We start from the raw sequence: 19,862 nt of genomic DNA on the forward strand, positions 1-19,862 counted from the left end.
GATCATGACAAAATGGCGCCCAGACCCCGGATCCCTGACCCGACCTGCCTATCGATCACTGGTTCAGGCGATTGAAACAGCGATTCAGCATGGGGCGCTCAAACCCGGAGACCGGATGCCGACGCAGCGCCAAATGGCCTTTGACCTGTCGCTCAGCGTCCAGACCGTCAGCCGAGCTTATGACAAGCTGGTCGAGGCGGGCAAAATCGTCGGCGAGGTCGGGCGCGGCACTTTTGTGCGCGCGGCGAGCGATGATATCTCCATGCCCTTTGTCAGCCGCAAGGCCGCCGGGCGGTTGCTGGATATGTCGATCCTGAAGCCGGTGCTCGACCACGCCCATGAAGAAGCGATGCAAAAGACCCTCCGCGCGATGGCGCGCTCTTTGCCCCGCGCCGTGATGGGGGACTTTCGGCAAGACCTGCGTGCCGGTGACGGCAGCAGTTCGGTGCGGCGCTGGCTGTCGCTTTGCGGCCTTGATCTGGAAGGTATGGCGGTGATCCCCACCAACGGCAGCACCAGCGCCATGACCGTCGCGATCATGACAGCCGCCCAGCCCGGCGATCTGATCGTCAGCGAAGACATCGGCCATCACACCCTGCGCCCACTGGCGCGCTTCCTTGGTATTCGACTGCAAGGTGTCACCGTCGACGCGGGCGGCATCTGCCCCGAGGCGCTAGAACGGGTCTGCGCGAAAGAGCCCGTCAAGGCCGTCTACCTTATCCCCAACGGGGCCAACCCACTCGCCTTTACCATGACCGAAAGCCGCCGCGCCGCCGTGATTGAGGTCGCGCGGCGCCATGATGTGCTGATCATCGAAAATCAGTCATGGGGCCCGCTGCAAGACGCCCCGCCCCCTCCTATGGCGATGATGGCGCCCGAACGGGTGCTCTATTTTACCAGCCTTACCAAATGTCTGATGCCGGGGCTGCGGGTCGGCTATCTGGTGGTGCCTGATCATCTAAGCGCCTCTGCTGGGAACCGGCATATGGCGACTAACTGGATGGCAACCAACCTCATGACAGAAATCGCATCCCATTGGATCGAAGACGGGACCGCCAATACCCTCTTGAACCGCCAACAGCTTGCCCTGCGCGACCGGGCCGATTTTGCCGCCAATGTCTTTCGCGGCCTCGACATGCGGACCAGCCCCAATGGCCTGCACCTTTGGTTGCCCTGTAGCGATATCTATGAGGAAGCCGCACTGGTCAAATCGCTGCACGAAATCGGGATTGCTGTGGCGAGTGGCGCCAGTTTTGCCATCGGTCCACCGGACCGACATCCGGGACTGCGCTTGGCCATTGGGGGGCAATCCTTTCCTGAATTTGCCCGCGGGATTCGCATGATCGATGCAAATTTACGCAACAGGGCCAGACGCGCGGGACTGTAAGAGCGGCGCAAATTGTCATGGATCAATATTCACATTGACATGATTGGGATCGGTTTAAATGATCTAACAGTCAGGACATTAGTTTCGCTGCGGCCTTTGGGCTGCGCGGACAATAAATGAAAGGGAGTAATATGGCTATTTTCAAAACTGTTATCACCGGGGGTATCCTCGCAGCCGTGACGAGTGTCGCAGGCGCGGCCTCGGCAGACACATGGCGCTATGCTTTCGAAGAAGCGCTCGACGAAGTGCAGGGCAAATACGCCCAAAAGTTCAAAGAAGAAGTCGAAGCGAACTCCGACCACGAAGTTCAGCTCTTCCCATACGGCACCTTGGGTGAATCCGTAGACACGATGGAGCAAGCGCAGGCTGGCATCCTGCAGTTCGTCGACCAGTCGCCCGGCTTTACCGGCGCGCTGATCCCCGAGGCGCAGGTGTTCTTCGTGCCCTACCTGCTGCCGCAGGACGGTGAGCAACTCAACGAGTTTTTCCGCACCTCCAAGGCCATCAACGAGATGTTCCCCGCGCTCTATGCAGAGCAAGGTCTGGAACTGCTCAAGATGTTCCCCGAAGGCGAGGTCTGCATGACCACGCAAGAGCCGGTCAAAACGCCCGAAGACCTTAACGAGGTCAAGTTCCGCGTGATGACCAACCCGCTCTTGGTGGAAAGCTACAAAGCCTTTGGTGCCACGCCAACACCGCTGCCATGGGGCGAAGTCTATGGCGCGATGCAGACCGGTATCATCCAAGGTCAGGAAAACCCCGGCTTCTATCTGGAATCCACCAAGATGTACGAGGTGACAGACGTCATCACCTGCATCGGCCACAACAACTTCACCACTGCTGTGATGGCCAACAAGGATTTCTATGACGGCCTGTCCGATGAGGACAAAGAGGTTGTGCAGAACGCTTCTGACGCGGCATTCGATTATATTCTCGAATACCAGTCCGGCCTGCAGGAAAAGTCGCTGGAAAACATCGCAGCGGCGAAGCCTGACATGCAGATCAACATCCTGTCCGAAGAAGAGCGCCAGCCCTTCAAAGACAAGGCTGCATCGGTCGAAGAAGCCTTCATCGAGATGACAGGCGACAGCGGCAAAGAGATCCTTGAGCAATTCAAGGCCGACCTCGAAGCCGTTAAGTAAACGCATCCTTTCACCCTCCGGCACTGTCCGGGGGTGACCTTATTTTGACGCGATCCATTTTGAACCATTCACGGGATGACGCCGGTGACGGAAGACAACCACAGTTCGCAACTGCAATCGCAGACAGACACCACCGGCACTGATGACGCCCCCGTTGGCACCTACAAATCCACCCTACCCGGCCCGTTGGGCACAATCGACAACGCGATCAGCTGGCTTGAGTCTGTGATGCTCGCCGCTGGTGTTTTGTTGATGGCCGCCAATACGATTGCCAATGTGGTAGGTCGTTTCGTCTTTCAAAGCTCGATCTTCTTTTCCGAAGAATTGAACAGCATCCTGATCATTCTCATCACTTTCGCAGGCATTTCCTATGCCGCGCGGCACGGGCGGCATATCCGCATGTCTGCGATTTTCGACGCCCTGCCCCCGCGCCCCCGTAAAGTGCTGATGATCTTCATCGCCTTCGTCACCGCCGTCTTCATGTTCGGCCTCGCGTGGTATGCGCTGCAATATATCATGACCCAAGCCGGGCGTGGCCGCCTGTTGCCTGCCCTGCAGGTTCCGGTCTGGTGGACGCTGGTCTGGGTGCCCTTCGGCTTTTTCATGACGGGGCTGCAATACCTGCTAACCGCCATCAAAAACATTATCGAGCCTGACATTTACCTGTCGACCAGCGTGCTGGAAGGCTACGACGACAACGAGCGGGAGGTCTAAGCGATGGCCCTTACCATTTTCTCCATCATGGTTGTCCTGCTGCTGCTGGGCTTTCCCATGATGATCCCGCTGATCGTCGGTGCGTTTGTCGGTTTCTATTCGCTCTTCGGCGGCTTCGGCCAGCTAGAGACGATGGTGCAACAGATGATGGCGGGCGTCCGGCCCGCTTCGCTGATCGCCGTGCCGATGTTCATCTTTGCGGCTGACATCATGACGCGGGGCCAATCTGCGGGGCGTTTGATCGACATGGTGATGTCCTTCGTGGGTCATATGAAAGGCGGGCTTGCGGTTGCCACGGCGGCGGCCTGTACCATGTTCGGCGCGGTCTCGGGCTCTACGCAGGCCACGGTGGTCGCGGTCGGCTCCCCTCTGCGGCCCCGGATGCTGAAAGCCGGCTACAAAGACAGCTTTGTGCTGGCGCTGATCGTCAACTCTTCTGACATCGCCTTCCTGATCCCGCCTTCCATCGGCATGATCATCTACGGCGTCGTCTCCAATACCTCGATTGCTGAGTTGTTCATCGCGGGTATCGGGCCGGGGCTGCTGATCCTCGCGCTGTTTTCGGTCTATTCGGTGATCTACGCCTACCGCCACAACGTCCCCACCGAAGAGAAAGCCACATGGGGCGAGCGTGCCCGCGCGGTACAACAAGCGCTTTGGCCGCTTGGGTTTCCGGCGATCATCATCGGCGGCATCTACGGCGGGGTCTTCTCTCCGACCGAGGCGGCAGCGGCCTGTGTGCTCTATGCCATCTTCCTTGAGATGATCGTCTTTCGTGAGATCGACTTTGCGGGCATCTATGAGACGGCGAAATCCACCGGGCTTATCACTGCCGTGGTCTTCATCCTTGTTGCGGCAGGCGCGGCCTTTTCTTGGGTGATCTCTTTCGCGCAGATCCCGCAGGCGATCTTGGCGGGCATCGGCATCGACAGCATGGGGCCGATTGGCGTTCTTTTCGTGATCTCCATCGCCTTCTTCATCGGCTGTATGTTCGTGGACCCGATCGTGGTGATCCTCGTCTTCGTGCCGATCTTTGCACCGGTGGTCGACTCGGTCGGCCTTGATCCCGTGCTGGTCGGGACAGTCATCACGCTGCAAGTCGCCATCGGTTCGGCCACGCCGCCCTTTGGTTGTGACATCTTCACCGCCATCGCGGTCTTCAAACGACCCTATATGGAGGTTATCCGCGGCACCCCGCCCTTCATCGTCATGCTGCTCAGCGTGTCTGTCGCGTTGATTTTCTTCCCACAGATCGCCCTATTCCTGCGCGATCTGGCCTTTTCGAAATAAGAGGACAGCGTCATGTTCACCCATATCCTCGCCCCCTATGACGGCTCGGTGAATGCCGACCGCGCGCTGATGAAGGCGGCAGAGATGGCCAATCTGACCGGGGCGAAGGTAACGCTGCTGACGATCTACCGGCATCATTCGATGCTAGAGGCGTCGCTGTCGATGGTGCGGGTGAACGACCCCGGCAATATCGACGACGCGATGCAAGCCCATGCGACCGAGATCATCAGCCACGGCAAACAGTTGATGAAAGACGCAGGCGTCGAAAATGTCCGTGCATTTGTCCGCTCGGGCCGGCCTGCACGGGCGGTGACCGAATTTGCCAAGAAACATGATGCCGACCTCATCGTCATCGGCTCGCGCGGGTTGGGCGCGACAGGCGATAGCTATCTGCTGGGATCGGTGTCACACAAAGTCACGGGGCTTGCGAAATGTCCTGTGCTTGTCGTCTAGATCAAAGGAATATTCAGGTGACACCCCCTGTGCAAAGCGAAACGCTTGAGTGCCGTTTGCGTGAAGATGATCCCGTGCGCCTTGGCGCGATGCTGCTGTCGACCGACATGACCTTTGAGCGTGACGCGGCTCGGTTGATCGACCCCGCGCAGGCCGCACTGCATGTGGCGCGGATCGCTTTTGAGAACCCCACCACCCCCGAACGCCTGCGCGCCATGACCCCCGATATGGCCCGCACCGCGGCGCTGCTGGTGCCGGGGATCAAGCTTTCGGCCATCGCTTTTTGCTGCACCTCGGCCTCTGTCGCCATCGGCAACCCGGCGGTGCGTGAAGCCATCGGCGAAGGGCTCCCCGGCGTGCCGGTCATCACCCCCGCCTCTGCCGCCATCGCAGGCTTTGCAGCACTTGGCGTGAAACGTGTGGCAATGCTCACCCCTATCTGCCCGAAACCGCCGCGCCCCTCGCCGCCTATTTCGAGGAACAGGGCCTTCAGGTCATGCGCAACGGCGCCTTCGGGCTGGAAGACGACCGCGACATGGCGCGGATCGACGACGAAAGCATCATCAACGGCGCCGCAGCACTGGACGGAGCGGAAGTAGAGGCATTTTTCCTCTCCTGCACGTCCCTGCGCGGTGTCGACGTAATCGACCGGATCGAAGCCGCCTTGGGCAAACCGGTCGTGACCTCTAACCAAGCGCTATGCTGGGCATTGCAACGGATGGGCGGGCTGTCGGGCCGTCCCGATGGCTATGGCCGTCTGTTCGACTGCGACATGCCAAGCGCCCATGCACAAGGCATCATTCCGTGATCCCGGCCCCTCTGGCCGGATCGCAATATTCGGGTAACCAGACATGAAAGGGGCTGGCCTATGACCACGTATGAGGCGAATTTTACCAACAGCGAGTACCAGCGCCGGGTTGACCGAACGCGCAAGGTCATGGCCGCGCGCAACATGGATGCGATCGTGGTCAGCGACCCGTCGAACATGTCGTGGCTGTCGGGCTATGATGGCTGGTCGTTCTACGTCTACCAAGCGGTAATCCTGACCCAAGAGGGCGAGCCGATGTGGTGGGGCCGCGGCATGGACGCGCTTGGCGCACGACGCACCGTGTTTATGGAGGACGACCGCATCCGGGGCTACGACGACAGCTATGTCCAAAACCCCGAGAAGCATCCGATGGAAGACCTCTCAAGCCTCTTGAGCGAAATGGGCCTCGAGAACGCGCGCATCGGCGTGGAGATGGACAACTACTATTACTCCGCCCGCGCCCATGACACGCTAAAGACCAAACTGCCCAAGGCGACCTTTATGGACGCGACGGCATTGGTGAACTGGGAACGCGCTGTCAAATCCGAGCGCGAGATCGAATATATGGAGCGCGCCGCGCGGATCGTCGAAGAGATGCACGTCCGCATCCTCGAAGTCGCTGTGCCGGGGATGCGCAAGAACGATCTGGTGGCCGAGATCTATGCCACCGGCATTCGCGGTGCGCAGGGCTTCTGGGGCGACTATCCGGCCATCGTGCCTATGGCCCCCTCCGGCATGGACGCCACCGCCCCGCATCTGACGTGGGACGACCGGCCCATGCAGCCCAACGAGGCGACCTTCTTTGAAATCGCAGGTGCCCACCGGCGCTATCAATGCCCGCAGTCGCGCACGCTGTTTTTCGGGGATGTGCCCCAGAAATACCGCGACGCCGAACAGGCCGTGCTAGAGGCCATCGACGCGGGGCTGGAGCAGGCCAAACCGGGGAATAAGGCCGAGGACATCGCCAACGCTTTCAACAAGACGCTCAACAAGGCCGGGTTCGAAAAGGACAGCCGCTGCGGCTATGCGATCGGTATCAGCTATCCCCCCGACTGGGGCGAGCGCACGATCTCTTTCCGTCGGGGCGACACGACGATCCTTGAGCCGAACATGACCTTCCATTTCATGCCCGCGCTCTGGCTGGATGATGGCGGGCTCGAGATCACCGAGCCGATCCGCATCACCGAGACCGGCCATGAATGTTTCTGCACCACACCGCGAAAGTTGTTTGTTTCCGCATGACCAGCAATCCCATCACCCCGACCATCCCGCTCGACGCGCCCGGCGCGCATCACGGGTTTCTCCGCCTGCCCTACAGCCGCGATGACAGCGCTTGGGGCTCTGTCATGGTACCGATCACCGTCATCAATGGCGGCGACGGCCCCACGGCGCTGCTGACAGGCGGCAACCACGGCGATGAATACGAAGGGCCGATTGCCTTGCAAGAACTGGCGGCCACGCTGGATCCTGCGCAAATCAAAGGCCGCGTTATTATCCTGCCGATGATGAACCAACCCGCCTTCGCCGCTGGCCGCCGCTGTTCACCCATCGACGGCGTCAATATGAACCGCAGCTTTCCGGGGAGCCCAGGCGGCACGGTAACCCAAAAAATCGCACATTACATCGCGACCGAACTGGTGCCGCTGGCGGACATCGTGCTGGATTACCACTCTGGCGGGCGCACGTTGGATTTCCTGCCCTTTGCCGCCGCGCATATCTTGCCGGACAAGAAACAAGAGGCCGCCTGTATGTCCGCGATGGAGGCGTTCAACGCGCCCTATTCGATGAAGATGCTGGAGATCGACAGTCGCGGCATGTTCGACACGGAAGTGGAGGAACAGGGCAAGGTCTTTGTCACCACCGAGCTCGGCGGCGCGGGCACGTCGACGGCCAAGAGCGTTGCCGTCGCCCGCAAAGGCGCGCGCAATCTGTTGATCTATGCAGGGATTTTGGCGGGCGAGCCCGAGATGGCCGAGACCGTGATGCTCGACATGCCCGATGGGCGCTGTTTCACCTTTAGCGAGACAAACGCCCTGCTAGAGCCGCTGGTCGATCTGGGAGATGAGGTGACCGAAGGCCAACCGATTGCGCGGCTTTGGCCGAGTGACCGCAGCGGTCAAGCCGCGATCATGGCCCATGCGCAGCTTGGCGGCATCCTGACCGCCCGGCATGTGCCGGGGCTGGTCAAGATGGGCGATTGCATCGGTGTGGTGGCGCAGGTGGTCTGAACTACCTGCAACGCTTCACTCGTCGACGGGGAAGTAGCAGGCTGCCGGATGCGGCGCGCCCTCAAGCACGGGGCGCTCTTTCCGGCAGACATCCTGCACCTTCCAGCAGCGCGGGGCAAAGGGGCAGCCCTCAGGGATCGCCAGGGGCGAGGGCAATTCGCCCTGTAGCTTGATCCGCTCTTTGCCGCCTTCGGGGTCGGCGCGTGGGGTCGCGGAGAGCAGCGCCGCCGTATAGGGATGGCGCGGGTTCTCAAAGACCTCGTCTTTCGGCCCCTTCTCAACCGCGCGGCCCAGATACATGACGATCACATCGTCAGCCACATGGCGCACGACAGAAAGGTCATGGCTAATGAACAGATACGCCAGCTGCATCTTCTCCTGAAGGTCCACCAACAGGTTCAGGATCGCCGACTGGATCGACAGATCCAAAGCCGAGACCGGCTCGTCCAACACCAGCACCTTCGGATCCAACATCAACGCCCGCGCCACTGCGATCCGCTGGCGCTGACCGCCTGAGAACATATGCGGGTAGCGGTCGTAATGTTCGGGCCGCAGGCCGACGAGGCGCAGCATCTCGCGCGCCTTCTCCTCCCGCTCTTTCTTCGACATGTCCTTGCGGTTAATGACCAGCGGCTCTTGCAGGATCGTGCCGATCTGCTGGCGCGGGTTCAGCGAGCCGTAAGGGTCTTGGAACACGATCTGAACATGCTGGCGCAGGTCGGCCCAATCCTCGGGCCGGACCGCTTTGCCGTCGAGCGTCAGCGAGCCTGCGGTCGGCTCTTCGATCATCGTGACCATGCGCGCCAGCGTGGACTTGCCACAGCCGCTTTCGCCCACCACGGCCAGCGTCTTACCGGGGTGCAGTTGGAAATCGAGGCCCGCGACGGCCTTCAAAGTCTGGGTCTTGCGCAGGAAGCCGCCACCAACCTGATAGTGACGCTCTAGCGCGTCGGCGGTCATTACGGGGGCAGTCATGACGCGACCCTTTCATCGGTATTGAGCGGATAGAAACAACGCGCCTTGCCCAGATCCTCGCCCAAGGGCGGCGGATTCTGGTTGCGGCATTTGTCATTGGCGAACTTGCAGCGCGGCGAGAACAGGCACCCCGCAGGCCGGTCGAACTGGCCCGGCACCACGCCGGGGATTGTCGGCAGGCGTTTCTCAGTGGCACGCTCCGGCAAGGCATCGAGCAGCGCCGCTGTGTAAGGGTGGTGCGGCTCACGGAAAAGCGGCAGCACCTGCTGCTCTTCGATCTTTTGGCCGGCATATTGCACGCTTACACGCTCGGCGGTTTCGGCCACTACGCCCATATCGTGGGTGATCAGCACCAGCCCCATGCCGGTCTCTTCGCGCAGCGAGGTCAGCAGGTCGAGGATCTGCGCCTGAATGGTCACGTCGAGCGCGGTCGTCGGTTCATCCGCGATCAAGAGCTTGGGTTTGCAGGCGATCGCCATGGCGATCATCACACGCTGGTTCATCCCGCCCGACATCTGGTGCGGAAAGACCGACAGACGCTTTTCCGGGTCCGGGATGCCAACCTGTTCAAACAGCTCAATCGCCCGCTTGTGCCGCTCGGCCCGGTTCAGGCCAAGGTGAAAGCGCAGGGATTCCTTGATCTGCCAGCCCACCGGGAAACAGGGGTTGAGCGAGGACATCGGCTCTTGAAAGATCATCGCAAGGTCATTGCCGACAATCTTGCGCCGGGCGCGCTTGTCCATTTTCAGCAGGTCATGACCGTCGAAGGTCAGCTCATCGGCGGTGACGGTGGCGGTCCAAGGCAACAGGCCCATCAGTGCCAACATCGACACCGACTTGCCCGAGCCACTTTCGCCGACAATGGCGAGGATTTCGCCGGTGTCGACATCTTGGTCAACCGAGTCCACGGCGCGGAACTTGCCCGAGGCGGTGGCGAAATCGACCGAGAGGTTGCGGATACGCAGAAGAGACATCAATCAGCTCCGCTTTAGTTTCGGGTCAAGGGCGTCGCGCAGCCCGTCCCCCATGAGGTTGATCGCCAACACGGTGACGAGGATCGCAAGGCCGGGGAAGGTCACAACCCACCACGCCCGCAAGATAAACTCGCGCGCTTCGGCCAGCATGGTGCCCCATTCCGGCGTGGGCGGCTGTGCGCCCATGCCCAGAAAGCCAAGCGCGGCGGCATCAAGGATCGCGGTCGAAAACGACAGCGCGGCCTGCACGATGATCGGCGCAAGGCAGTTCGGCAGCACGGTCACGACCATCAGCCGCAGCGTGCCAGCACCGACAACACGGGCCGAGGTGACATAGTCCTTCTGCCGCTCAGACAGCACGCTCGCACGGGTCAGACGCACGTAATGCGGCTGCAACACAATCGCGATGGCGATCATCGCATTGGTCAGCGACGGCCCAAGGATGGCCACGAGCACCAGCGCCAGCAGCAGCGACGGGAAGGCCAGAATGATGTCCATGATCCGCATGATGATCGTGTCGAGCCACTTGGGCGCGAAGCCCGAGATCAACCCGATGATGATCCCGCCAGAAGCGGCGATAGACACCACGACGATGCCAACGAAGAAGGAGTAGCGCGCACCAACAATCAGACGCGACAGCATATCGCGACCGAGCGGGTCGGTGCCGAGGATATGGCTCCACGTGCCGCCATCTTGCCAAACAGGCGGTTGCAACGTCGCAGCGCGGAACTGTTGGGTCGCGTCATGCGGTGCGATCCACGGGCCGAACAGTGCCAGAAAGGCGAAGACGGCAAAAATCCACAGGCCAATCACGGCCCCACGGTTTTCGCGGAAATAGAACCAGAATTCGCGCAGGCGTCCGGGGCGCGCGTGGACCATTTCGGCTTCGGCGGAGAGTGCGTCGTCCATTAGCGTTTCCTGATCTTGGGGTTGATGATGCCATAGAGCATGTCAACGGTGAGGTTCACGACCATGACCATGACGGCGATCAGCAGCAGGCCACCCTGCACCACCGGGTAGTCGCGGCGGAAAATGCTGTCGACCATCCACTTGCCGATGCCCGGCCAGCTAAAGATCGTTTCGGTCAGAATGGCGCCCGCCAGCAGCGTGCCGACCGACAGGCCGATCACGGTGATGACGGGAATAAGCGCGTTGCGCAGGGCGTGGATACCATTGATCCGGCCCGGGGACATGCCCTTGGCCCGCGCGGTGCGGATGTAGTCTTCGCCCAGCACTTCGAGCATCGCCGAACGGGTCTGCCGTGCGATCACCGCCAGTGGGATGGTGCCCAGCACGATGGTCGGCAGCAGCAGGTGCCGCAGCGCCGAGGTAAACGCCCCGTCCTGCCCCGAGGCAATACTGTCGATTAGCATGAAGCCCGTGGCATTGGGGAAGTAATAAAGCAGATCAATCCGGCCCGAGACTGGCGTCCAGCCCAAGTTGCCCGAGAACACGATGATCAGCAGCAGCGCCCACCAGAAAATCGGCATCGAATAACCCACAAGTGCTGTCGACATCAGCGCCCGGTCAAAGAACTTGCCCCGGTTCACCGCAGCAATCACCCCCGCCGGCAGGCCCAAGGCCACGGCAAAGATCATCGCGCAGACCGACAGTTCCAACGTCGCCGGGAAGAGCGAGAAGAACTCATCCCAGACAGGCCGTTTGGTCACGAAAGAGTTGCCCAGATCGCCTTGTAGAACGCCGGTGAAGTAGTCCCAGAACTGCACATAGATCGGCCTGTCAAAGCCGAACTGCTGCTGCAGTTCCAAGTAGCGTTCTTCGGAAATGCCCCGTTCGCCCGCCATGACGACGATCGGGTCGCCCGGCAGCATGCGGATGAAGGCAAATGAAATCAGCGTGACGCCGATAAAGGTCGGGATGAAGGTCGCAAGGCGCGACAAGACATATTTCAGCACGGGAGCACCATCAGTTCCTTCGGAAAGTTGGTCAGGGATTTGTAGCCATCTTCGGTGATCAGCACGTCATCTTCGATGCGCACGCCAAAGTTGCCGATCTCATAGAGGCCGGGTTCATTGGTGTACACCGTTCCGGCGGGTAAAGTCATATGGTTGCCGCGCATGATATAGGGCGCTTCATGCACATCGCGGCCAAGGCCGTGGCCGGTCTTGGTGCGGATGCGGTCGGCGTAGGGCGAGGCTTCGAGCACGCCTGTCACCACATCATCGATCTCATGCGCGGTGACACCGGCGCGGGTGGCGTCCAGCCCGGCGAGGTTGGCGCGCAACACGGTGTCATAAACCTCGCGCCCCTCGTCGCTGACATGGCCAAGGAAAACGGTGCGGGTGATGTCAGCGGCAAAGCCGTTCTTGCGCGCGCCGAAATCAATCAGCAGCGCATCGCCTGCTTTGACGCGGTAATCTTCGCGCGCTTTGGCATGGGGGCGGGCCGAGCCGTCACCGGCGGCGACGATAGGGGCAAAGGACAGATCATCCGCGCCTTCAGCAAAGACCATCTGCACCAGTTTCTGTTCGATCTCTTTCTCGGTCTGGCCGAGCTTCACGGAATCGAGCGTGGCCCGCAGGGCGCGTTCGGATATGTTGATCGCCTCTTGCAAGGCGGCGACCTCGGCCTCTGTTTTGATCATGCGCGGGGCGGAAATTTCACGCTCGGCGTCGATGATCCGCAGGTCGGGCTGCGCTTTCTTAAGCGCGTGATGCACAAAGACGCGCATCACTTGGCCCTCAACGGCCAGCGAGGTGATGTTCAGATGCTCGGTCAGCGCGGCAAAGGCATCGTCATAGCCTGTTTGATCGCGCCAATCGAAAACGGCACCGTCAAAGCCAACCAATTCCCAGCTGCCCAGTTCAAGGTTCGGCACCAAAGCGGCGGCGGGGCCGCGGGCCGGGATCACCAGAACAAAGGGGCGCTCGTGGCTCATGAAGGCATGGTCGACAGCGCGGGTGAAATTCGGGCCGGGCACCAGCGCCACGGCGTCCACCGATAGGTCGGCGGCGATATCGGCATAGGCCGACAGGCGATCATTCAGTGAATTGGACAAGGTAAGGCTTCCCGGCGGTAGAGGTTAATAAAATGGGGACGGCACGAATGCCGCCCCCTTTGGTCGTAGCGGCAGGGTTACTGCTTCAGGCCAACTTGGTTGAAGATGTGGCCACCCAGCGGGTGAACGACATAGTTTTCAACTTCGGGGCGCATGGTCATGTAGACGACCGAGTGCGCGATGGTGGCCCAAGGTGCTTGATCCTTGAAGATCTGCTGCGCTTCTTCGTACAGCGGCGCACGCTCTTCTTGGGTCGGCAGAACCTTGGCTTTCTGGATCAGCGCGTCGAATTCCTCGTTGCACCACTGGGCGCGGTTGGATTTCTCGACACCGTCACAGCCCAGCAGAACCGCGAGGAAGTTGTCTGGATCGCCGTTGTCACCGGTCCAACCCAGCAGCACCGCGCCATCACGGTCTTTCGACTTGGAGCGCTCAAGGTACTCACCCCATTCGTAGGAGACGATTTCGACATCGACGCCAACTTTGGAGAAGTCTTCTTGCATCAGCTCGGCCATACGGCGGGCGTTGGGGTTGTAGGGACGCTGAACCGGCATCGCCCAGATCTTCATGGACAGGTCGGTGACGCCTGCTTCCTCGAGCATCGCCTTGGCGGCCTCGGGGTCATAGTTGTCGTCTTCGATGGCGTCGTTGTAGGACCACATGGTCGGCGGCAGCGGGTTCTTGGCGATTTCGCCGGAGCCCTGGAACACCACGTCGATGATCGCCTGCTTGTCGATCGCCATGTTCAGCGCCTTGCGGACATCGGCGTTGTCGAAGGGCGCGACCTGCGTGTTGTAAGCCAGATAGCCGACGTTCAGACCTTCCTGCTCCATCACGACGATGTCTTCGGCGTCTTTCATCGCCTGAACATCGGCAGGGTTCGGATATGCCGTCACGTGGCACTCACCCGCCTGCACCTTCTGGTAGCGGACCGAGGCGTCAGGCGTGATCGCGAAGATCAGGCTTTCGACTTTGGCCGGGTCACCCCAGTATTCGTCGTTACGCAGGTAACGGATGACCGCGTCTTTCTGGTAGGCTTGGAACTGGAACGGGCCTGTGCCGATGGGCGCTTGGTTCACCATTTCGGGCGTGCCAGCTTCCATCATCGCGTCGGCATATTCCTTGGACACGATCGAGGCGAAATCCATTGCCATGTTGGCGATGAAAGGCGCTTCGGGGCGGGTCAGGTTGAAGACGACGGTGTAATCGTCGACCTTTTCGATGCTCTCGATCAGATCGGGCATGGACATGCCGCCGTAGTATTCCCATGTGCCGCCGGAAACGGTGTGATAGGGATTTTCTTCGTTGCCCTGACGGTCAAAGCTAAAGACCACGTCGTCGGCGTTGAAATCGCGGCTTGGCGTGAACTGGTCGTTGGAGTGGAACTTCACCCCTTCGCGCAGCTTGAAGGTCACCTTCATGCCGTCTTCGCTGACTTCCCAGCTTTCAGCCAGCGCGGGGATGACTTCGGTCGTGCCGACTTTGAACTCGGCCAGACGGTTGTAGATCGGGTGGCTGGAGGCGTCGAAGGTGGTGCCAGCGGTGTAAAGCGCGGGGTCAAAACCCTCGGGCGAGCCTTCGGAGCAATAGACCAGCGCTTGGGCCGATGCGGCTGTGGCACCCAGTGCCGCCAGCATGGCGCCGGTGGCCAATTTCGTTGTAAAAGACATAATATTCACTCTCCTGATTGGTTTGTTTTTTGGCAGCGGTTTGTCCGCCGCAGGTGATACGCCCTTACGGGCGAGACGACGCGAATGCGGTGGCTAATGCCCCTTCATTCGGACGTATTCTATTGGCGCCAGCGGCCTGTTCGTATTGCATCCGGCCCACCCAAAGGACGCGGGCGGGCTTGTCGGTTTTGTTGGACCAAGAATGCGGGCTGCTGCCGAGGTAATGCAGGCTGTCGCCGGGCCGCATGATATGCTCCCCCATCGACGACCTGCGCGATCTCACCCTCAAGGATATAGATCACCTCTTCGCCCTCATGCACGACCTCTTCCGAGGCATAGCCCGGTGGCACGTTCATGATATAGGATGACAGCTCATGGCCGGGAAAATCCGCGCCGATCTTCTCATATTCGATGGAAGACCCCGACACGGCAAAGCGTGGACGCTCATCCGCGCGGGTCAGGCTGTCTTGGGTCTTGGGGGTATGGATGAAAAAGCTGACTTCGACCTGAAGCGCGACGGCAATCTGCGACAGGGTGCCCAGCGACGGCGTGGCCCGGCCCCGCTCAACTTGGCTCAGATAACCGACCGACACGCCCGAAGCTTCGCCCAACTGCTGCAAGGTCAGGGACAAACGATGACGTTGCTTGCGCATACGTGCGCCAAGCGTAGATACACTATCGCCATTGGCAGTTGGCAAATTCACCCTCCCCGTGAACAGCGGCCCGATCTTGCGCCGGGCGCAGCCTTTTCGTCTCCCGTTGTGTGAGATTAAAAAAGTTGAGGGTCAACAAAAATTTTTTTACTGCGGCGCAGCATGGGGCTCATGGCGACGACTGTGCGCGGCGGATGTCGTTCTATTCAAAGGATTTTAGCTGCTCACGATCAATCCGCGCCAATTCACGCGCCGTCGGGTCAAGCGGAGCGAAAGAAACACTCAGCCCGCTGGGATGCCATTCGCAGATCCCGATCCGGTGCCCTCAACGATGCGCAAATCGCGGGTTTCGGTCAGATCGATGGTAGAATGCAGCCCGTTGGAGATCACCACCGGGATGCCGTTCCAATGGCTCACCCGGTTCACATGCACATGGCCCGAAAGGATCCCCGCCACATGCTGTCCCTCGAGCATTTCGGCCAAACGCGCGCTGCTGGCCTCATCCAAACTGCCCCACGCCAGCGCTTCGGGATCAATGCGGGGCGGGTGGTGAATGACCAAGAGTTTCGCCAGTTCGGGGTGACGCTGCAGCGCTGCCTTTAGAAACTCGAACTGCGCGTCATCCAGCGCCCCGGCCACCTTGCCCGGTACACTGCTGTCCAGCGCAATAACATGCAGATCACCCTGCGGCGCGTCGTGGAAATAGGGCGCATCAGCCAGCCCCGGCGCAAAGACCGCGTTAAAACCGGCGCGTTTGTCGTGGTTGCCAAGGGCCATCACCAGCGGCGCTTTCAGCGGGGTCGTGATCTCGCGCACCAGCGCATAGCTTTCCCGGTCGCCCTGATTGGTCAGATCGCCGCTGGCCACGACAAAGGCGGGCTGCGGATCCATCGCGTTGATCACCGCCACCACGCGGCGCAGGGTGGCGGGCGTGTCGCTTTGCAGATGCGGGTCGGCCAAATCGGGGTGCGAGATATGCAGGTCGGTCAGGTGGACGAAACGGGTCATGGGCGTACTCCTGCGGCTGTCAGCAGGGTTTTCGTATAAGGGTGCTTGGGCGCGCGCAACACATCAGCGGCCACACCGCTCTCAAGCGTTTTACCGTGCTGCAGCACCAGCACCCGGTCACAGACCGCCCCCACCACCGCGAGGTCATGGCTGATGAACACCATCCCGAGGCCCAGATCATCTTGCAGGTCCATCAGAAGATTAAGGATTTGCGCCTGAACCGAGACATCAAGGGCCGAGACCGCCTCATCCGCGACCAAAAGCGCGGGGCGGGTGATGATGGCGCGGGCGATGGCGATGCGCTGGCGCTGCCCGCCCGAGAATTCATGCGGATATTTGCCTGCGTCGGCTGGATGCAGCCCGACCTGCGCCAAGGCTTCGGCGACACGGTGGCTGATATTCTCAATCTCGCCATTGGCGCGCAGCGGCTCGGCGATGGACCAGCCAACGCGGCGGCGCGGGTTGAGCGAGCCGAAAGGGTCTTGAAACACCATCTGAAAACCGCGCCGCAGCCGGCGCAACTCTTCGCCCCGAAGCTCATGCAGATCGCGCCCTTGAAACAGCACCTCCCCCGCGTCCGGACGCTCAAACGCCATGATGAGCCGCGCCAATGTCGATTTGCCCGAACCGCTTTCGCCGACCACGCCCAAGGTCTCGCCCGCGTGCAGCGAAAACGCCGCCCCCTCCAGCGCGGTCAGCACCGGCGGGGCGCGCAGCAGGCTTTGACGCGGCAGCTTGTAGCGGCGGGTCAGGTTGCGGACCTCCAAGAGCGGCACGTCAGTCATGTCGCGGCTCCGTCAGCAGATGACAGGCCGCGCCGCGCCCCGTTTCGGTCTGCGCAAAGGCCGGGCGCTGCGTGGCACAATGGGGCAGCTCAGCCGGGCAGCGCCCCGAGAAACGGCAGCCCAACGGCAGCGCATGCAGCGGCGGCACGGTGCCGGGAATGGTCGGCAGCCTGCGGCGCTTTCCTTGGGCATCCCGCCCTGCCACACCGGCATCGGGCCGCGCGCCCAACAGCCCCTTGGTATAGGGATGCGCGGGCGCGCCAAGCACCTTTGCCGTGTGGCCCCGCTCAACCATATCGCCCGCATACATCACCACAATGTCTTCGGTGGCGCGCGCCACGGCAGCAAGGTCATGGCTGATGAAAACCAGCGCCATTTGCCGCTCCCGCGCGAGCCGTTGCAGCAGGTCGGTGATCCGCAGCGCTACATTGGCATCCAGCGCCGTGGTCGGCTCATCCGCGATCAGCAGCATCGGATTGCAGGCCAAGGCCAGCGCGATCAGCACCCGCTGGCGCTGCCCGCCCGACATCTCATGCGGGAATTGCCGCAGGCGTCGATCTGGGTCGGGAATGCCCACCTCTTCGAACAGGCTCAGCGCGCGGGCGCGGGCCGCGCGGCGCGTCAGCCCGTCGTGCAGCAGCATCGGCTCCATCACCGTATCGCCCACCCGCCGCAGCGGGTTGAGCGCCGCCATCGGCTCCTGAAACACCATCGCGACGCGGCGGCTGCGCAGCCTCTGCCAATCCCGCTCTGCCGCGCGGGCCATATCCTGCCCGTCGATGCGAAGCTGTCCGGTCAGGCGCGCGCTGTCGGGGGCCATGCCCATCAGGCACAGGGCCAGAAGCGTCTTGCCCGAACCGCTTTCACCCACGACACCCAAGCGGTCGCCGCGCTCGATCACCAGATTGGCATCACGCAGCGCCGCCGCATGGCCGAAATGGACCGAGAGATTGCTAAGATCGATCATCGCGCCCGCACCAGTCTCGGGTCGGTGATATCACGCAGCCCGTCGCCCAGAAGGCCGAACCCCAGCACCGCCACGACGATGCAAAGGCCGGGATAGATTGCCAGTTGCGGGGCGAGATACATCAACGTCTGCGCCTCCGACAACATCCGCCCCCAGCTTGACGCAGGCGGCTGCGCGCCGAGGCCAAGATAGCTCAGCGCCGCTTCGGCGAGGATTGCCACGGCAAATTCGATGGTGGCCTGCACGATGATGGCCGCCGCGATATTGGGCAGGATGTGATCGCGGCTGATCGCAAAGCGCCCCCGCCCCGCCGCGCGTGCCGCGGCGACATAATCGCGCGTCCAGATTTGGTTGGCAGAGGCACGGGTGACGCGGGCGAAGATGGGGATGTTGATAAATGAGATCGCCAGCACCGCATTGGTCAGCGACGGCCCAAATACCGCCGCCAGCATGATCGCAAAGAGCAGCGCGGGAAAGGCGAAGCCCAGATCGGCCAGCCGCATCACCGCATCCTCGACCCAGCCGCCGAGTGCCGAGGCGAGCAGGCCAAGCACCACACCGATGCTGCCGCCCAGCAGCACCGCCACCAGCGCCACGGTCATCGAATTACGCGCCGCCGCCATCAGTTGCGCCACCACGTCGCGGCCCAACTGATCGGTGCCCAGCCAATGCTCTGCCGAAGGCGGCGCGAATTTGGTCGAGATCGACATCGTCTGCGGGTCATGCGGGGTCCAGATCAGCGACAGAGCCGCCACCCCAACCACGAGGCTGACCAGCACCGCGCCCAGCAGAAAATTCGCCGGAAGCGGCCTCATGCTCGGGCCTTCAGCCGGGGGTCGATGACCACGTAAAGTAGGTCGACCACGAAATTCGCCGTGACCACGATGGCGGCAAAAAGCATCACCAGCGCCTGCACCGTGGGCAGGTCACGGTTGGCGATGGACTGAAAGATCAGCCGCCCCAGCCCCGGCAGGTAAAAGACGTTCTCAATCACGATGGTGCCAGTGACCAACGCGGCGAATTGCATGCCCACGATGGTCACGATCGGCACCAGCGCATTGGGCAGCACATGCCGCCAAAGCACCCGCCGCCGCGACAACCCACTGGCCCGCGCGGTGCGCACGAAATCCAGCCGCATCACCTCCAGCGCCGAAGACCGCGTGACCCGCGCCAGCACCGCCGATTGCACCAGCGCCAGCGCCACCGTGGGCAGGATGAGCGACCGCACCGCCGCGCCCGGATCGTCCCAGCCCGCAAAGCCCCCGGGCGGCAGCCAACGCAGCTTCACCGCAAAGAGCATCACCAGCAGGATCGACAGCCAGAAGGCGGGCACCGCAATGCCGAGCTGGCTGAGAAACATCACCCCCAGTCACCCGCCCGCCCATGCTGCGCCGCCGCCGTGATGCCAAGAACCAGCGCCAGCACCAGCGTCACCAGCATCCCCGCCACGGCGAGGGATATCGTCATCGGCAGCCGCTCGGCGATCAGGTCAGAGACCGGCACGCGGAAGGAATGGCTGATCCCGAAATCCCCTGCAGCGCGTTCCAGACCCAACTGAAATAGCGCGTTGTCAGGGGGTCATTCAGCCCCAACTGCGCGCGCAGCGCCGCCAAAGCGTCTTCGCTGGCGTCCATGCCAAGGATGGTCAGCGCCGGATCGCCCGGCAGCACGTTCATCACGGCAAAGACCACGAGTGAGACGGCGAGCAAGGTTAGCACGAAACCAAGCGTGCGGCGAAAGAGGAAATAGGCCACGAAGTCAGGTCCAAAGGCCGCGGCACAAGGGCGCC

General features: G+C 61.7%; 18 protein-coding genes and 3 pseudogenes. 8 read left to right on the forward strand and 13 right to left on the reverse strand.

Going from position 1 to position 19,862, the window contains the following annotated elements; translation table 11 throughout:
* Nucleotides 1–4: 4 nt before the first annotated feature.
* The 8 genes from ehuR to doeB all read left to right on the forward strand — a co-directional run bounded on the left by ehuR (nt 5) and on the right by doeB (nt 8,022).
* Nucleotides 5–1,387 carry a MocR-like ectoine utilization transcription factor EhuR gene (gene ehuR / locus ACFQAU_RS07340; RefSeq protein WP_240791553.1) on the forward strand — a complete coding sequence of 461 codons (1,383 nt, stop codon included), beginning with the start codon at nt 5–7 and terminating at the stop codon, nt 1,385–1,387.
* A 131-nt stretch (nt 1,388–1,518) separates the two neighbouring features.
* Nucleotides 1,519–2,529: a TRAP transporter substrate-binding protein gene (locus ACFQAU_RS07345; protein ID WP_132443897.1), complete on the forward strand. Its 1,011-nt coding sequence runs from the start codon at nt 1,519–1,521 to the stop codon at nt 2,527–2,529.
* A gap of 75 nt (nt 2,530–2,604) precedes the next feature.
* Nucleotides 2,605–3,243 carry a TRAP transporter small permease gene (locus ACFQAU_RS07350; protein ID WP_206054276.1) on the forward strand — a complete coding sequence of 213 codons (639 nt, stop codon included), beginning with the start codon at nt 2,605–2,607 and terminating at the stop codon, nt 3,241–3,243.
* Nucleotides 3,244–3,246: 3 nt separating this feature from the next.
* On the forward strand, nt 3,247–4,533 hold the full coding sequence (locus tag ACFQAU_RS07355; protein ID WP_132443898.1) for a TRAP transporter large permease: 1,287 nt from the start codon (nt 3,247–3,249) through the stop codon (nt 4,531–4,533).
* 12 nt (nt 4,534–4,545) lie between these two features.
* On the forward strand, nt 4,546–4,986 hold the full coding sequence (locus ACFQAU_RS07360) for a universal stress protein (protein WP_132443899.1): 441 nt from the start codon (nt 4,546–4,548) through the stop codon (nt 4,984–4,986).
* Nucleotides 4,987–5,425: 439 nt separating this feature from the next.
* Entirely contained in the window at nt 5,426–5,794 is a 369-nt protein-coding gene (locus tag ACFQAU_RS07365) for an aspartate racemase/maleate isomerase family protein (RefSeq protein ID WP_386283840.1), read from the forward strand.
* 60 nt (nt 5,795–5,854) lie between these two features.
* A complete protein-coding gene (gene doeA / locus ACFQAU_RS07370; RefSeq protein WP_120352068.1) occupies nt 5,855–7,036 on the forward strand; it encodes an ectoine hydrolase DoeA in 1,182 nt (393 codons plus the stop codon).
* On the forward strand, nt 7,033–8,022 hold the full coding sequence (gene doeB / locus ACFQAU_RS07375) for a N(2)-acetyl-L-2,4-diaminobutanoate deacetylase DoeB (RefSeq protein ID WP_132443901.1): 990 nt from the start codon (nt 7,033–7,035) through the stop codon (nt 8,020–8,022). Before doeA ends, doeB begins: the two co-directional genes overlap by 4 nt.
* 15 nt (nt 8,023–8,037) lie before the next feature.
* On the opposite strand, the gene ACFQAU_RS07380 is transcribed toward doeB, so the two are convergent.
* From ACFQAU_RS07380 to ACFQAU_RS07440, 13 genes and pseudogenes are all read right to left on the reverse strand, one after another.
* On the reverse strand, nt 8,038–8,997 hold the full coding sequence (locus ACFQAU_RS07380; protein WP_067626369.1) for an ABC transporter ATP-binding protein: 960 nt from the start codon (nt 8,995–8,997) through the stop codon (nt 8,038–8,040).
* Nucleotides 8,994–9,971, reverse strand: coding sequence for an ABC transporter ATP-binding protein (locus ACFQAU_RS07385; RefSeq protein ID WP_120352071.1), 978 nt, complete (start codon nt 9,969–9,971; stop codon nt 8,994–8,996). Before ACFQAU_RS07385 ends, ACFQAU_RS07380 begins: the two co-directional genes overlap by 4 nt.
* 3 nt (nt 9,972–9,974) lie before the next feature.
* A complete protein-coding gene (locus ACFQAU_RS07390) occupies nt 9,975–10,880 on the reverse strand; it encodes an ABC transporter permease subunit (protein WP_067938852.1) in 906 nt (301 codons plus the stop codon).
* Nucleotides 10,880–11,887, reverse strand: coding sequence for an ABC transporter permease subunit (locus tag ACFQAU_RS07395; RefSeq protein WP_067626363.1), 1,008 nt, complete (start codon nt 11,885–11,887; stop codon nt 10,880–10,882). The genes ACFQAU_RS07390 and ACFQAU_RS07395 overlap by 1 nt, the downstream gene beginning before the upstream one ends.
* Nucleotides 11,881–12,990 carry a M24 family metallopeptidase gene (locus ACFQAU_RS07400; protein WP_132443902.1) on the reverse strand — a complete coding sequence of 370 codons (1,110 nt, stop codon included), beginning with the start codon at nt 12,988–12,990 and terminating at the stop codon, nt 11,881–11,883. The genes ACFQAU_RS07395 and ACFQAU_RS07400 overlap by 7 nt, the downstream gene beginning before the upstream one ends.
* A gap of 77 nt (nt 12,991–13,067) precedes the next feature.
* Complete coding sequence (locus tag ACFQAU_RS07405; protein ID WP_120352074.1) at nt 13,068–14,660, reverse strand: ABC transporter substrate-binding protein; 1,593 nt, start codon at nt 14,658–14,660, stop codon at nt 13,068–13,070.
* Nucleotides 14,661–14,724: 64 nt separating this feature from the next.
* A pseudogene (locus ACFQAU_RS07410) lies at nt 14,725–15,016 on the reverse strand (cupin domain-containing protein).
* A 195-nt stretch (nt 15,017–15,211) separates the two neighbouring features.
* Nucleotides 15,212–15,313 (reverse strand): annotated as a pseudogene (locus ACFQAU_RS07415) (helix-turn-helix domain-containing protein); the annotation flags it as partial.
* 282 nt (nt 15,314–15,595) lie between these two features.
* Nucleotides 15,596–16,321 carry a metallophosphoesterase family protein gene (locus ACFQAU_RS07420; protein WP_386281464.1) on the reverse strand — a complete coding sequence of 242 codons (726 nt, stop codon included), beginning with the start codon at nt 16,319–16,321 and terminating at the stop codon, nt 15,596–15,598.
* On the reverse strand, nt 16,318–17,106 hold the full coding sequence (locus tag ACFQAU_RS07425; RefSeq protein WP_132443904.1) for an ATP-binding cassette domain-containing protein: 789 nt from the start codon (nt 17,104–17,106) through the stop codon (nt 16,318–16,320). The genes ACFQAU_RS07420 and ACFQAU_RS07425 overlap by 4 nt, the downstream gene beginning before the upstream one ends.
* A complete protein-coding gene (locus ACFQAU_RS07430; protein ID WP_132443905.1) occupies nt 17,099–18,073 on the reverse strand; it encodes an ABC transporter ATP-binding protein in 975 nt (324 codons plus the stop codon). The genes ACFQAU_RS07425 and ACFQAU_RS07430 overlap by 8 nt, the downstream gene beginning before the upstream one ends.
* Nucleotides 18,070–18,888, reverse strand: coding sequence for an ABC transporter permease (locus ACFQAU_RS07435; protein ID WP_132443906.1), 819 nt, complete (start codon nt 18,886–18,888; stop codon nt 18,070–18,072). The genes ACFQAU_RS07430 and ACFQAU_RS07435 overlap by 4 nt, the downstream gene beginning before the upstream one ends.
* Nucleotides 18,885–19,827, reverse strand: a pseudogene (locus ACFQAU_RS07440) (ABC transporter permease). Before ACFQAU_RS07440 ends, ACFQAU_RS07435 begins: the two are co-directional and overlap by 4 nt.
* Nucleotides 19,828–19,862: the final 35 nt, after the last annotated feature.

This window comes from Sulfitobacter profundi, from assembly GCF_042661425.1.
Classification (GTDB): Bacteria; Pseudomonadota; Alphaproteobacteria; order Rhodobacterales; family Rhodobacteraceae; genus Sulfitobacter; species Sulfitobacter profundi.